The organism is Mesorhizobium sophorae, from assembly GCF_002270415.1.
GTDB classification, from domain to species: Bacteria; Pseudomonadota; Alphaproteobacteria; order Rhizobiales; family Rhizobiaceae; genus Mesorhizobium; species Mesorhizobium sophorae.
The window spans coordinates 37,940-51,691 of record NZ_NNRI01000011.1; the positions used below are offsets into that span (position 1 = coordinate 37,940).

The 13,752-nt window shown below is 63.2% G+C and carries 13 protein-coding genes; 7 read left to right on the top strand and 6 right to left on the bottom strand.

The features are described 5' to 3' along the window. Positions 1–84: 84 nt before the first annotated feature. The gene (sufA, locus tag CGZ66_RS16770) at positions 85–465 is read left to right on the top strand and encodes a Fe-S cluster assembly scaffold SufA (RefSeq protein ID WP_013895897.1); all 381 of its coding nucleotides are present in this window, start codon (positions 85–87) and stop codon (positions 463–465) included. 27 nt (positions 466–492) lie between these two features. Here sufA and CGZ66_RS16775 read toward each other — a convergent pair whose 3' ends face one another. Next, positions 493–990: a GFA family protein gene (locus CGZ66_RS16775; RefSeq protein WP_095085385.1), complete on the bottom strand. Its 498-nt coding sequence runs from the start codon at positions 988–990 to the stop codon at positions 493–495. Positions 991–1,080: 90 nt separating this feature from the next. Between CGZ66_RS16775 and CGZ66_RS16780 the strand changes: the two genes are divergently transcribed. Continuing rightward, on the top strand, positions 1,081–1,404 hold the full coding sequence (locus CGZ66_RS16780; protein ID WP_095085387.1) for a TfoX/Sxy family protein: 324 nt from the start codon (positions 1,081–1,083) through the stop codon (positions 1,402–1,404). A gap of 13 nt (positions 1,405–1,417) precedes the next feature. Here CGZ66_RS16780 and CGZ66_RS16785 read toward each other — a convergent pair whose 3' ends face one another. Both CGZ66_RS16785 and CGZ66_RS16790 read right to left on the bottom strand, forming a co-directional pair. Beyond that, positions 1,418–2,335: a pseudouridine-5'-phosphate glycosidase gene (locus CGZ66_RS16785; protein ID WP_095085678.1), complete on the bottom strand. Its 918-nt coding sequence runs from the start codon at positions 2,333–2,335 to the stop codon at positions 1,418–1,420. A gap of 75 nt (positions 2,336–2,410) precedes the next feature. Then, entirely contained in the window at positions 2,411–3,355 is a 945-nt protein-coding gene (locus CGZ66_RS16790) for a carbohydrate kinase family protein (RefSeq protein WP_095085390.1), read from the bottom strand. A gap of 281 nt (positions 3,356–3,636) precedes the next feature. Here CGZ66_RS16790 and recA point away from each other — a divergent pair, with 281 nt between their 5' ends. The 5 genes from recA (at position 3,637) to CGZ66_RS16815 (ending at position 10,380) form a co-directional block, all read left to right on the top strand. Beyond that, positions 3,637–4,734 (top strand): recombinase RecA, encoded by a 1,098-nt coding sequence (recA, locus tag CGZ66_RS16795; RefSeq protein WP_095085392.1) that lies wholly within the window; start codon positions 3,637–3,639, stop codon positions 4,732–4,734. Between the two features lie 392 nt (positions 4,735–5,126). Further along, positions 5,127–7,793 (top strand): alanine--tRNA ligase, encoded by a 2,667-nt coding sequence (alaS, locus tag CGZ66_RS16800; RefSeq protein WP_095085394.1) that lies wholly within the window; start codon positions 5,127–5,129, stop codon positions 7,791–7,793. Between the two features lie 10 nt (positions 7,794–7,803). Beyond that, complete coding sequence (locus tag CGZ66_RS16805) at positions 7,804–9,099, top strand: SDR family oxidoreductase (RefSeq protein ID WP_095085396.1); 1,296 nt, start codon at positions 7,804–7,806, stop codon at positions 9,097–9,099. Continuing rightward, a complete protein-coding gene (locus CGZ66_RS16810) occupies positions 9,096–9,584 on the top strand; it encodes a DUF2269 family protein (protein WP_095085399.1) in 489 nt (162 codons plus the stop codon). Before CGZ66_RS16805 ends, CGZ66_RS16810 begins: the two co-directional genes overlap by 4 nt. 1 nt (position 9,585) lies before the next feature. Then, entirely contained in the window at positions 9,586–10,380 is a 795-nt protein-coding gene (locus CGZ66_RS16815; RefSeq protein ID WP_245331129.1) for a PhzF family phenazine biosynthesis protein, read from the top strand. Positions 10,381–10,431: 51 nt separating this feature from the next. On the opposite strand, the gene CGZ66_RS16820 is transcribed toward CGZ66_RS16815, so the two are convergent. The 3 genes from CGZ66_RS16820 to CGZ66_RS16830 all read right to left on the bottom strand — a co-directional run bounded on the left by CGZ66_RS16820 (position 10,432) and on the right by CGZ66_RS16830 (position 13,611). Next, complete coding sequence (locus CGZ66_RS16820) at positions 10,432–11,058, bottom strand: glutathione S-transferase family protein (protein ID WP_095085401.1); 627 nt, start codon at positions 11,056–11,058, stop codon at positions 10,432–10,434. Between the two features lie 24 nt (positions 11,059–11,082). After that, positions 11,083–12,294, bottom strand: coding sequence for an NADP-dependent isocitrate dehydrogenase (locus tag CGZ66_RS16825; RefSeq protein ID WP_095085403.1), 1,212 nt, complete (start codon positions 12,292–12,294; stop codon positions 11,083–11,085). A gap of 339 nt (positions 12,295–12,633) precedes the next feature. After that, positions 12,634–13,611: a right-handed parallel beta-helix repeat-containing protein gene (locus CGZ66_RS16830; protein WP_095085405.1), complete on the bottom strand. Its 978-nt coding sequence runs from the start codon at positions 13,609–13,611 to the stop codon at positions 12,634–12,636. Positions 13,612–13,752 lie beyond the last annotated feature (141 nt).

The window sequence follows — 13,752 nt, forward strand, 5'->3', positions numbered from 1 at the left end:
CTTGCGCCAGTGGTAAAACTTCACCATTTTAGGTGAGGAATCGTTCGGCAGGCCTTGAACCTGCACGGAATGGAGAAAGAACAGATGGGACGCTTTGCCGTCATCACGATGACCGAAAAGGCCGCCGACCGGGTGCGCGAGATCGTCGCCACCCGCGAAAACGCGCATGGCATTCGCCTCGGCATCAAGAAGGGCGGTTGCGCCGGCATGGAATACACGGTCGACCTGGTGACCGAACCCAACACCAAGGACGACCATATCGAGCGTGATGGCGCCCATGTCTATGTGGCGCCGGAGGCTGCCCTTTTCCTGTTCGGCACCGAGATGGATTTCGAGCAGACGACGCTGCGCACCGGCTTCACCTTCCACAACCCGAACCAGAGTTCGGCCTGCGGCTGCGGCGAATCCGTCGAACTGAAGCCGGCTGACCTGAAGGCTCTCGCGGAAGCACGCGCCTCGGCCTGAGATTTCCCCTCGCCAGGGCGACGAACGCTAGTCTACCCACATGCCCGTTCGCTTGTGCCAGTCGGCGATGGATTCCTCCGGATAGACGTCGAACGTCCTGTCGCCCTTGCCGATCACGGGTTCGACCCAGTTGGCCTTGTATTTCAGCATCAGATGCACCCGGCTCGGCGGCTCCGGCAAATCGGTGTCGATCGCCGAGGCGAAGGGATGCACCAACTCCGGCCAGGTGGGGTCGTAGAGCCACAGTGCCGACCCGCATTTGCGACAGAAATTGCGCTCGCCGGTCGATATCTCGCAACGCGGATGCTCGTCGTCATCGATCTCGGCCCGGTAGACGCCGAGGTTTCGTTTGCCCTTGATGTTCAGGGTCTCGTTGTCGGCACCGAGATTGATGGCGAAGCCGCCGCCGCCTTGCTGCTTGCGGCAGATCGAGCAGTAGCACAGCATGAACGGCGCCGGCGTGTGGCTCTCCACCTCGAAACGGACGGCATTGCAGCGGCAGGACCCTTTGAGCAGAAGCGGCATGACAAAACGACTCCGACGGATGTTCTCAATCTGTCAGCATGATCTTGGTTGCGCGATGACAATGTCAAATGCCGGTGACATGATCGCGGCATGGACAACGAACGCATCGCCGAACTGTTCGAGGGCCTTGGTCCGGTCAGCATCCGCAAACTGTTCGGCGGCAAGGGCATCTATTTCGACGGTGTCATCATCGCCGTCGTGCTGCGCGGCGAACTGATGCTGAAGGCCGACGAGCAAAGCGCGCCGGACTTCGAGGCCGCCGGCTGCCGGCAATGGACCTATATCGGCTCCCGCCACGGCAAGCTCGTCTCCATGCCCTACTGGAACATTCCCGACAGCGCTTTTGATGATCCCGACGAGATGACGCTCTGGGCACGCCGCGCCTATGAGGCCGGGCGGCGGGCGGGGAAATAGCCCTCGTGGCGAACTACAGCGCCTTCGCGATCTTCGCCGCCAACCGCGCGTTGTTTTCGACCAGCGCGATGTTGGTCTTCAGGCTCCTGCCGCCCGTGAGTTCCAGGATTTTCGACAGCAGGAACGGCGTCACCGCCTTGCCGGTCACGTTGAGCGCTTCGGCCGCCTTCTGCGCGGCCTCGATATAGCCGGCCATCTCTTCGGCGGGGATTTCGTGGTTTTCGGGCACCGGATTGGCGATCAGCATGCCGCCGGCGAGCCCCAGCGCCTGCCGGGTCTGGTAGAAATGCGCGATCTCTTCCGGTCGGTGCAAGGTCAGCGGCGCGCGGAAGGGCGAATGCCGCGACCAGAAGGCCGGCATCGTCTCGCAGCCATGGCCGACCACGGGCACGCCGCGCGTTTCCAGCACTTCCAGCGTCTTTTCGATGTCGAGGATGGCCTTGGCGCCGGCCGACACGACGATGACCGGCGTGCGTGCCAGCTCGTCAAGGTCGGCGGAAATGTCAAAACTCTTTTCCGCACCCTTGTGCACGCCGCCGATGCCGCCGGTGGCGAACACCTTGATGCCGACCATATGCGCCGCGATCATCGTTGCGGCGACGGTGGTGCCGCCGGTGCGCCCTTGCGCCACCGCGAAGCCGAGGTCGGCGCGCGACAGCTTCATGGCATCGCCGGTCATGGCGAGGGACTCGCGCTCGCCGTCCGAAAGCCCGATCTTGATGCGCCCGCCGACCACGGCGATCGTCGCCGGCACGGCGCCGCCGTCGCTGATGATCTTTTCGACATCGGCCGCCATGGCGCCATTGTCGGGGTAGGGCATGCCATGGGTGATGATGGTGCTTTCCAGCGCCACCACCGGCCGCCCGGCGGCCAAGGCCTGTGCAACCGGCGCATGGATATCGATGAAGGGACGGGCGGTTTCTGGTGTCATCCTGATCTCCAATCCGGAGCGATGCGCCTCCACTTGGACGCGCGAAAACACTCCGGCACTATGAACTGGCCGGTCTCATGCCACTTCCTGCGCATCCGGCACAAGAGCCAGCGCCTCGGCGAAATCAGCCGTGGTGAAATCGGGAACGGCGTCGGCGCTTTCGATGGCCAGCGTCGCTGCGGCAATGCCTTCGCGCAGGGCCGCGCGCAACGGCATGCCGCGAAGCGAGGCAGCGACCGTCGCTCCCGCCAGCGCATCGCCGGCGCCGGTGACGTCGGTGACCTTTCTTGGCGTCGGCGGCAGGATCGAGAAGGCGCCGGCTTCATCGAAGCCCAGCATCGGAGCGCCGCCGGCTGTCACCACGCCGCTTTTGAGCCCGGCACGTTTCAGCCCGTCGACGATGTCCTGCCCGGAGGCCGCACTGTCCAGGCCGGCAAGTGCGACCGCCTCGCGCTGGTTCATGAAGACCACCGCCAGATTGCCGAGCACCGGCCTCAGGCGCACGATCTTGGCCGGCGAAATGGCAATGGCAAAGACGGGTTTGCCGGCGGCGAGTGCCACGAGCCTCTCTAGTGCCGCCGTCGGCAGGTTGGCGTCGCAGAAGACGGCATCGGCAGCGGCGAGTACCTCGCGCACCTTGGAGCGCCTGACCTGCTTGGGAAACGCCAGCTCATAGAGCGCCATGTCGGCAAAGCCGACGATCAGCTCGCCCTCGCTGTCGATCAGCGCCGTATAGCTTGGCGTCGTGCGATCGAGGAACACCGCCGACAGGTCGGTGATCCCCGCTTTGCCGATGGCCCGTGAAACCGTATCGGCAGCGGCATCGCCGCCGCGCACCGACAGCAGCGAGGCCGAAACGCCGCGCCGGACCGCGCTGCGCAAGGCATTGAAGACGCCGCCGCCGACATCCTCGCGCATCGTGCCGGGATTGGACGCGGCCGGCACATAAGCGCCGGACACCTGCCCACGGCGGTCGATATGGGCGCCGCCCACGGCCAGGATTCTTGGAGATTTCACCATGCCGGCGATATGACCTTTGTTATTCCAGCCGCACAAGCGCTAGGCTGCGTGAAGAAGCTTCGCACGCAGGCAGGCGATTCGGCGGATCGAAACGAGTATGCGGTCTGGCCCAATGCGAGGTGCGCTCCTGATGTGATTCTCAGGACAAAAAAAGAACAAATACGGATAGTGATTGCCTTTCAGATACTTGAACCCTCTTGCCAAACGAGAACAAAAAAGGTACAAATAGGCAGGGATTACGGATTGTCCGGCCTTCATTGACGACCAAGGGGTGATGTATCATGGCTCAGAATTCTTTGCGGCTAGTAGAGGACAAAGCGGTGGACAAATCAAAGGCTCTGGATGCGGCGCTGTCGCAAATCGAGCGGGCTTTCGGCAAGGGCTCGATCATGCGGCTCGGCGCGAACGAGCAGGTCGTCGAGATCGAAACCGTGCCGACGGGCTCGCTTGGCCTCGACATCGCGCTTGGCGTCGGTGGCCTGCCGCGCGGCCGCATCATCGAAATCTACGGGCCGGAAAGCTCGGGCAAGACGACGCTTGCCTTGCACACTGTTGCGGAAGCCCAGAAGAAGGGCGGCATCTGCGCCTTCGTCGATGCCGAGCATGCGCTCGATCCGGTCTATGCACGCAAGCTTGGCGTCGATCTGGAAAACCTTCTGATCTCGCAGCCCGACACGGGTGAGCAGGCGCTGGAAATCTGCGACACGCTGGTGCGCTCCGGTGCCATCGACGTGCTGGTGGTCGATTCGGTCGCGGCGCTGACGCCACGCGCCGAAATCGAAGGCGAGATGGGCGATTCGCTGCCCGGCCTGCAGGCCCGCCTGATGAGCCAGGCGCTGCGCAAGCTGACCGCCTCGATCTCGCGCTCCAACACCATGGTCATCTTCATCAACCAGATCCGCATGAAGATCGGCGTCATGTTCGGTTCGCCCGAAACCACGACGGGCGGCAACGCGCTGAAATTCTACGCCTCGGTCCGCCTCGACATCCGCCGCATCGGCTCGGTCAAGGATCGCGACGAGGTCGTCGGCAACCAGACCCGCGTCAAGGTGGTCAAGAACAAGCTGGCGCCGCCCTTCAAGGTGGTCGAGTTCGACATCATGTATGGCGAGGGCGTGTCCAAGACCGGCGAACTGGTAGACCTCGGGGTCAAGGCCGGCGTGGTCGAGAAGTCGGGCGCCTGGTTCTCCTACAATTCGCAGCGTCTCGGCCAGGGCCGCGAGAATGCCAAGCTGTTCCTGCGCGACAATCCCGACACGGCGCGCGAGATCGAACTGGCGCTCAGGCAGAATGCCGGGTTGATCGCCGAGAAATTCCTCGAGAATGGCGGCGCGGAGAGCGGCGACGACGGCTTCGAGGAGGAATCCGGCGCGATGTAACAACTTCGTGCACAGGATGCCGGCCGAAGATCGGCCATAATCCTGTTCTATTATCTCAAGCTTATGTAATTGAGTTCAGTGTTTTTTGCGTTCCAAACCGCCGGCTTTCGAGCCGGCGGTTTTTCGTTTTGCGGCCGGCGCCGATGGTCGGCAAGCGCGCGATTTGGACCAATTCCGTGTTTCTGGACAGGGTGCGGTGCGACCGCTAAAAGGCCAAGTCTATTTTCTTATGGATGTCGCCCAAAAGTGCGCAGCGGTTTTGGGACAGCGACATGCATGGAAGCAAAAACTTGAAGCGCGTCGACTGAATCCGTTTTCAGCGCGACGCTCTTTGAGACCCTGAGCCCATTTTCCGCCGGTTTGCCGGCGGTTTTCTCGAAAAGGCAGCATTCATGAGTGGCGTGAACGAGATCCGGTCGACTTTTCTCGACTACTTCCGCAAGGAGGGTCACGAGATCGTCGCGTCGAGCCCGCTGGTGCCGCGCAACGATCCGACGCTGATGTTCACCAACGCCGGCATGGTGCAGTTCAAGAACGTCTTCACCGGCCTGGAGAAGCGGCCCTATTCGCGCGCTTCGACCGCGCAGAAGAGCGTCCGCGCCGGCGGCAAGCACAACGACCTCGACAATGTCGGCTACACCGCGCGCCATCTGACCTTCTTCGAGATGCTCGGCAATTTCTCCTTTGGCGACTATTTCAAGGAGCGCGCCATCGAGCTTGCCTGGAACCTGATCACCAAGGAATTCGGGCTGAACAAGGACAAGCTGCTGGTCACCGTCTATCACACGGACGACGAGGCGGCGGGCTTCTGGAAGAAGATCGCCGGGTTTTCCGACGACCGCATCATTCGCATCGCGACCTCGGACAATTTCTGGGCGATGGGCGACACCGGACCGTGCGGGCCGTGCTCGGAGATCTTCATCGACCGCGGCGACCACATCTGGGGCGGCCCTCCCGGCAGCCCGGAGGAAGACGGCGACCGTTTCCTCGAATTCTGGAACCTGGTGTTCATGCAGTATGAACAGGTGACGAAGGAGGAGCGCATCGACCTGCCGCGCCCGTCGATCGACACCGGCATGGGCCTGGAGCGCATGGCGTCCATCCTGCAAGGGGTGGAAAGCGTCTTCGAGACCGATCTGTTCCGTCACCTGATCGACGCGGCGTCGTCCGCCATCGGGCACGGTCCCGACAAGGAGACGGTCGCGTCCTTCCGCGTCATTGCCGATCATCTGCGCTCGTCGTCCTTCCTGGTCGCCGACGGTGTGCTGCCGTCGAACGAAGGCCGTGGCTATGTGCTGCGCCGCATCATGCGCCGCGCCATGCGCCATGCACAGTTGCTCGGTGCCCGCGATCCCTTGATGTGGCGCCTGGTGCCGGCCCTGGTGCGCGAGATGGGCCAGGCCTATCCGGAACTGGTGCGCGGCGAGCAGTTGATCACCGAGACCCTGAAGCTCGAGGAAACGCGGTTCCGCAAGACGCTGGTGCGTGGCCTCGGCCTGCTTTCGGAGGCGACGGAAAAACTGGGCGCCGGCGACATGCTGGATGGCGAGACGGCCTTCAAGCTCTACGACACCTACGGCTTCCCGCTCGATCTGACGCAGGACGCGCTGCGCCAGCGCAGCATCTCGGTCGATCTGGCCGGCTTCACCAATGCCATGGAACGGCAGAGGGCCGAGGCGCGGGCTCACTGGGCAGGCTCCGGCGACGCGGCCACAGAGACGATCTGGTTCCCGGTGCGCGAGAAGGCGGGCGCCACCGAATTCCTCGGTTACGAGACCGAGCAGGCGGAAGGCCTCATCCAGGCGCTGGTCAGGGACGGCAAGACCGTCGACAGCGCAAGCAAGGGCGAGGCAGTTGCCGTGGTGGTCAACCAGACGCCGTTCTATGCCGAGTCCGGCGGCCAGATGGGCGACACCGGGGTGATGTCAGGCGAAGGCTTCTCGATCGAGATTTCCGATACGCAGAAGAAGGCCGATGGCCTGTTCGTCCATATCGGCAAGGTGGCCAGCGGCACGGTCAAGACCGGCGCGGTCGTCGAGCTGAAGGTTGATCATGCGCGCCGCTCCAGGCTGCGTGCCAACCATTCCGCGACGCATCTGATCCATGAGGCGCTGCGCGAGGTGCTGGGTAGCCATGTCGCCCAGAAGGGTTCGCTGGTTGCGCCCGAACGACTGCGCTTCGACATCTCGCACAACAAGCCGATTTCGCCCGAGGATCTCGAAGAGGTCGAGCGCATGGCGAACGAGATCGTCGTCCAGAACGGCCCGGTGAGCACGCGCCTGATGTCGGTCGACGATGCCATTGCCGAGGGCGCCATGGCGCTGTTCGGCGAGAAGTACGGCGATGAAGTGCGCGTCGTGTCGATGGGCACCGGCCTGCATGGCGCCAAGGCCAACCGGCCCTATTCGGTCGAACTCTGCGGCGGCACGCATGTCAGGGCGACCGGCGATATCGGTCTGGTGCGTGTCGTGTCGGACAGCGCGGTCGCCGCCGGCGTGCGCCGCATCGAGGCTTTGACCGGCGAGGCCGCGCGCAAGCATCTCGACGAGCAGGACCGGCGTTTGAAATCGGTGGCCGCGACGCTGAAGATCTCGCCGGCCGACGTGCCGGCGCGCGTCGAGGCGCTGCTCGACGAGCGCAAGAAGCTCGAGAAGGAACTGACCGAAGCGCGCAAGAAACTGGCGCTGGGCGGCGGAGCCGCTGCGGGTGCACCGTCGGAGAACGAGACTGTCGCCGGCGTCGGCTTCCTCGGTAAGGCGGTTTCGGGTGTTTCGCCGAAGGATCTGAAGCCGCTGGCCGATGCCGGCAAGAGCTCGCTCGGTTCCGGCGTCGTCGTCTTCGTCGGCGCCGGCGACGACAACAAGGCGAGCGTCGTGGTCGCTGTCACCGATGATCTGCTAAGCCGTTTCAGCGCCGTCGATCTGGTGCGCGTGGCCTCCGCAGCACTGGGCGGTCAGGGCGGCGGCGGGCGGCCCGACATGGCGCAAGCCGGTGGCCCGGACGCCTCGAAAGCCGGTGATGCGATCGCCGCGGTCAAGGCGGCGCTGGAGGCAGCCTGAAAGTCCCTGCATGAAGGTGCTCGTCCTTGGCGGCTACGGTCTGATCGGCGAAGCCGTCGTCGGCCGTCTGCTTCGCGACGGTCATCATGTGGCCGGCCTTGGTCGCGATGTCGTGGATGCCGAGCGGCGCTGGCCGGCGGTGCGCTGGATCGCCACCGACATGTCGCGGCTGCTTGCCGCCGAGGACTGGCTGCCGGTGGTCACCGGCATGGATGCAATCGTCAATGCGGCAGGCGCCTTGCAGGACGGCCCGCGCGATCGCCTCGACGCCATCCACCGGCATTCGGTGATGGCGCTGGTCGCGGCTTGCGAACAGGCCGGCGTGCGCCGTTTTGCGCAGATTTCCGCGATCGGCGCCGACTTCTCCTCCACCGACCCTTTCTTCAACAGCAAGGCGCAGGGCGACAGGGCTGTCGCAAGCTCTTCGCTGGAGTGGACGATCCTGCGCCCGGGTTTGGTGATCGCGCCCGCCGCCTATGGCGGGACAGCCCTTTTGCGCGCCCTTGCGGCTTTCCCCGCTTTTATCCCTGCTGTCATGTCGCGCCAGCCGATCCAGACCGTGGCGGTCACCGACGTTGCTGAAGCGGTCTCGCGCGCGGTCGCCGGATCGCTGCCGCCCCGTACTGCTGTCGATCTCGTCGAGGTGCAGGCCAGGCCGCTCGCCGATGTTCTCCTGGCCTTTCGGGCATGGCTTGGCCTGCCGCAGGCGAAGGTCGTACCGGTGCCGGCCGTTGTCGGCCGTCTTGCTGCCGCGACCGCCGATGGCCTCGGCCTCCTTGGCTGGCGATCGCCTTTGCGCAGCGCAGCCCTTGCCGCGCTGGCGCGTGGCGTGACCGGCAATGCCGGGCCATGGAACCAGATTTGTGGCCGTCCGCTGCAGCCGCTGGAAGCAACGCTGGCCGCCATGCCGGCCCATATCCAGGAGCGATGGTTCGCGCGCCTCTGGCTGGCAAAACCCGTCATCTTCGGCTGCCTGGCCCTGTTCTGGCTTGCTTCGGGCATCATCGGCCTGATCCGGCAAGACGAGGCCGCTTCCATTCTTGTTTCACGCGGCGTGTCGGCGAATTTGGCGGACATGTCTGTTCTTGCCGGCAGTGCTGCGGATATCCTTGCCGGCGCGGCGGTTCTGGTCCGACCTTTGGCACGGCCAGCGCTGCTGGCGATGATTGCGGTCACGCTGTTTTATCTGGCGGCGTCGACGCTTCTCGTTCCCGATCTATGGCTCGCGCCGCTGGGGCCGCTGGTCAAGACGATCCCCATGCTGTGCCTGGTGCTTGTGGCGCTGGCGGTCCTCGACGAGCGATGAACCTCTGGGCCGACATACTGCGCTGGACGCATGTCATTGGCGCCACGGTTCTCTTCGGCACCGGCGCCGGGATCGCCTTCTTCATGCTGATGGCACAGCGCACCGGTCGCGCCGAGCTCGTCGCCCATGTCGCGGGCACGGTTGTCGTCGCCGACACCATATTCACGGCAACCGCGGTCGTCGTGCAGCCTATCTCCGGCGTGTTGCTTGCTCGGGCATTGGGGTGGCCGCTGTCCGAGGGCTGGATTGTACTGTCGCTGCTGCTTTATGTCGTGACGGGTCTGTTCTGGCTGCCGGTGGTCTGGATCCAGATTCGGATACGAAATCTGGCGCGACAGGCGGCCGTCGAAAATCGACCGCTGCCCGTCGAGGAAAAGCGCCTTTTTCGCATCTGGTTTGCTTGCGGCTTTCCGGCTTTCGCTGCCGTGCTTGCCATCGTTTGGCTGATGGTCGCCCGGCCGGCGATCAGTCTTTTTGGAGGATGATGTGCCCACGCTGACCATGTACCAGGTCGATGCCTTTGCCGAGCGCGCCTTTCAGGGCAACCCCGCTGCCGTCCTCATCTTGCAGGACTGGCTGGCGGACGAGGTGATGCAGGCGATCGCAAACGAGAACAATCTCGCCGAAACCGCCTTTGCGCGGCCGAACGGCAAGGGGTGGGACTTGCGCTGGTTCACACCGGTTCATGAAGTCGACTTCTGCGGACACGCCACCCTGGCGACCGCGCATGTGCTGGCCTCGCAACACGATGTGGCCGATGACATGGCCTTTTCCACGCGAGTGGGCGAGTTGCGGGTCTCTCAGCGGCAAGGCGCCTACCAGCTCGATCTGCCATGCTTTCCGCCGCAGCCTGTCGATGGCGAAACCATGCTGGCGCTGCAGGAGATATTGTCGCCGCATCCGGTTGCGGGCTTTCGCAATTTTGAGAACCTGTTCGTCGAGCTTGCCGACGAGCAATCCGTCCGGTCCTTCGTTCCCGATCTGCTCAGGATCGAAGCTTTTCACCCGCTCGGCCTTGTCATTACCGCGCGCGGCCAAACGCATGACTTCGTCTCCCGCTATTTCGTTCCCGGAGCCGGCATTCCCGAGGATCCGGTGACCGGCTCAATTCATGCGACGCTGGTGCCGTACTGGTCTGAAAAACTCGGCAAGACCCACCTGTCGGCCTTCCAGTGCTCACAGCGCGGCGGGCATCTCTTGTGTGAACTGGCCGGCGATCGCGTGCTGATCCTGGGTCGCGCCAAGACCTTCATGAAGGCGGAAATCTATCTTCCGGAATGAACGGCGGCCGAAATGAACAACCGGCCGGATTGAACAGCAGGCGCAGGCTGATCAGGCCGCAGGACCGCTCGCGGCAAAGCTTGGACGGGCAGCGATCCGGTCCCACCAGGCCTGGATCTCGGGGAACTGGGCGAGCAGCTTTTGCCCTTCGGCGACCTTGACGAAATAGCCGATGATCGGCGCCGCATCCAGATCGGCCAGCGTCAGCTGGTCGCCAAGCAACCATGGCCCTCGCACTTTCAATGCGGAGAGCGTCTGAAGCGCCTTGCTCGCCTGCGAAAGCCCGTTTGCGATCAGCGCCTCGTCGGGCGCCTCCTTCTCCAACCGTTCGACGGCGACATCCCAGACCATCGACCGATAGGCATAGGCGTCGAGCATGCCGATGAACTGGTTCATCCGCGCACGGCCGCGCGGATCCTTCGGCTGCAGCGCCGGCCCGTCAAAGGCTTCGTCGACATAGCCCGCAATCGCGCTCGTCTCGAAAAGGCGAAACCCGTCATGCTCGAAGGCCGGAATGCGGCCGAACGGGTGATGCTCGAAATACCAGGCGGGAATGCCCTCGGCGGCAAAGACATCGACCGGCACAAGTCCGTAGTCGATGCCTTTCTCCTCGAGCACGAGCCGCACGATGCGCACATAGACGCTGTAGTCCGCGCCGTAGACGACGGGCTTGCCCATATACCCCTCCCGGGTCTTGCCTGGTCAGGCCATCGCCTTTTGCAGGTTCTCGTCGATCTTGTCGAGGAAGCCGGTGGTCGAGAGCCAGGGCTGGTCGGGGCCGATCAGCAGCGACAGGTCCTTGGTCATGAAACCGCTCTCGACCGTCTGGATGCAGACCTTTTCCAGTGTCTCGGCAAAGCGCTTCAGTTCGGCATTGTCGTCGAGCTTGGCGCGGTGCGCGAGGCCGCGCGTCCAGGCAAAGATCGAGGCGATTGAATTGGTCGAGGTCTCCTCGCCCTTCTGGTGCTGCCGGTAGTGGCGGGTGACGGTGCCGTGCGCGGCTTCGGCTTCCACCGTCTTGCCGTCCGGTGTCATCAGCACCGAGGTCATCAGGCCAAGCGAACCGAACCCTTGCGCAACGGTATCGGACTGGACGTCGCCGTCATAGTTCTTGCAGGCCCAGACATAGCCGCCGGACCATTTCAGGCTGGACGCCACCATGTCGTCGATCAGCCGGTGCTCGTACCAGAGCTTCTTCGACTTGAACTCGGCCTCGAACTCGGCCTCATAGACTTCCTGGAAGATGTCCTTGAAGCGCCCGTCATAGGCCTTGAGGATGGTGTTCTTGGTCGAGAGATAGACCGGATAGTTGCGCAGCAGGCCGTAGTTCAGCGAAGCACGGGCGAACTCGCGGATGGAATCGTCGAGATTATACATCGCCATGGCGACGCCGGCGCCCGGCGCATCGTAGACATCGTGCTCGATGACCTTGCCGTCCTCGCCGACGAACTTGATCGTCAGCTTGCCCTTGCCGGGAAAGCGGAAATCGGTGGCACGGTACTGGTCGCCGAAGGCGTGACGGCCGACGATGATAGGCTTGGTCCAGCCGGGCACCAGACGAGGTACGTTCTTCATGATGATCGGCTCGCGGAATATGGTGCCGCCGAGGATGTTGCGGATGGTGCCGTTCGGCGACTTCCACATCTTCTTCAGCTTGAATTCCTCGACGCGCTGCTCGTCGGGCGTGATCGTCGCGCATTTCACGCCGACGCCGTATTTCTTGATGGCGTTGGCCGAATCGATGGTCACCTGGTCGTTGGTGGCGTCGCGGTGCTCGATGCCGAGGTCATAATATTCAAGCTTGAGGTCGAGATAAGGGTGGATCAGCTTGTCCTTGATGAACTGCCAGATGATGCGGGTCATCTCGTCGCCGTCGAGTTCGACGACCGGGTTCGCCACCTTGATCTTCGCCATGGAAAGAATGCCTCGTTCAACAGTTGGGTGATGGCGGGGCAGACCTCGCCAGAGTAGGGACTTCGCCTATAGCAAAGCGATCAGAGCGGTGCAAACCGGGACGATGCAGACGCAGGCTGCTGCCGGAGCAATTCCAGGAAAAGTGTGGAGCGATTTTCTCGGGAAAAGCGCGTAGCGCTTTCCCTCAGGGAATTGCGATAAACAAAAAGATAGAGCGGTTCGGCGTTTCCGTGAAACGGGGAACCGCTCTGGCAATCGAACAAAAAAAGGCGATGCCGCACTGCCCCTGATGGGCAGCCGGCATCGCCTGTTTCATGCTGCCGCGGAAGCGGCGGTCGCTTATTGCAGCGGCGCACCGCCAGGGCCCGGGAAGGCGGTGAGCGGCGTGCCATCGGCTACGTTGCCGGCGATCATGTTGTTCTTGAACGACTGGACGGCGCCGCTCCCGGTATTGCTGACCCCGGTAACATTGCCGAATATCGTCGATCCGCCGAGAAAGGCGATGGCGCTTCCGTTGCCGCTGGCAGCGGCACCGTTGGCGTTGACACCGCTGCCGGCATTGGCGCTGATCGTGTTACCGGTCATCGTCGCACGCACCGGCGATGCCGCGGCGACGGACTTGATCGCCACGCCGTTGCCGGTGTTGCCGCTGATAAGGCTATTGGTCAGTGTCAGGTTCATGGCAACGGTATTGCCGGTGCCGTCGACAAGAATGCCACTGGCGCTGTTGGTGATTTCCACCCTCGAAAGGATGGCGTTGATACCAGCAGCCACGGACGATTTGATGAGAACGCCTTCAGCGCCTGACTCGGCTATGCGCGTGTTGCTTATGTAGAGTTCGCTGTTGGCGTTGGCGGCGAATTCGACGCCGTTGCCGCCCATCCGCTCTATGTTGCAGTCCTCGATATGCAGCTGACCCTGCCCAACCATCCGCACGCCGTCGAGGCCATTGCCTACACCGTCTATGTCGAGGCCGCGAAGATGCACCGCCGAGCCGACGGGCGTGTTGACGATGATGCCGTTCACGAGGGACGCAAGCACACCACCTTCCGTCGTTTTGCAGTCGATGGTGATGGATTTGGTGATGGTGACCGCGCCAAAGCCACCCGGGTCGAGACAGTTGATTTCGCCAGCCGTAGCCGTCTTCGAGATGGCACCGGCAAACGTCTTGCACGGTGCGGTTCGGCTGCACGGATTGGCGTCGTCACCAACGCCGGAAACCCACGTCCGCGTCGCTTGCGCGGAAGCTGGCGCAATCAGGAAGGCTGACGCCAGAGCTAACACAGCGAGTGAAAGGAAAAACCGTAAGATTTTCAATTGCCCCTCCTAGATTTGGCCAACGCCTCGTCGGCCATGGAAACCGGTGTCGATATGCTTGGGGCATAAATAAACGACGGGAGCGTGCAGGACACACTCCATCTTCGAAATACCAACCGTCGATACACTTTGAAAACCCAA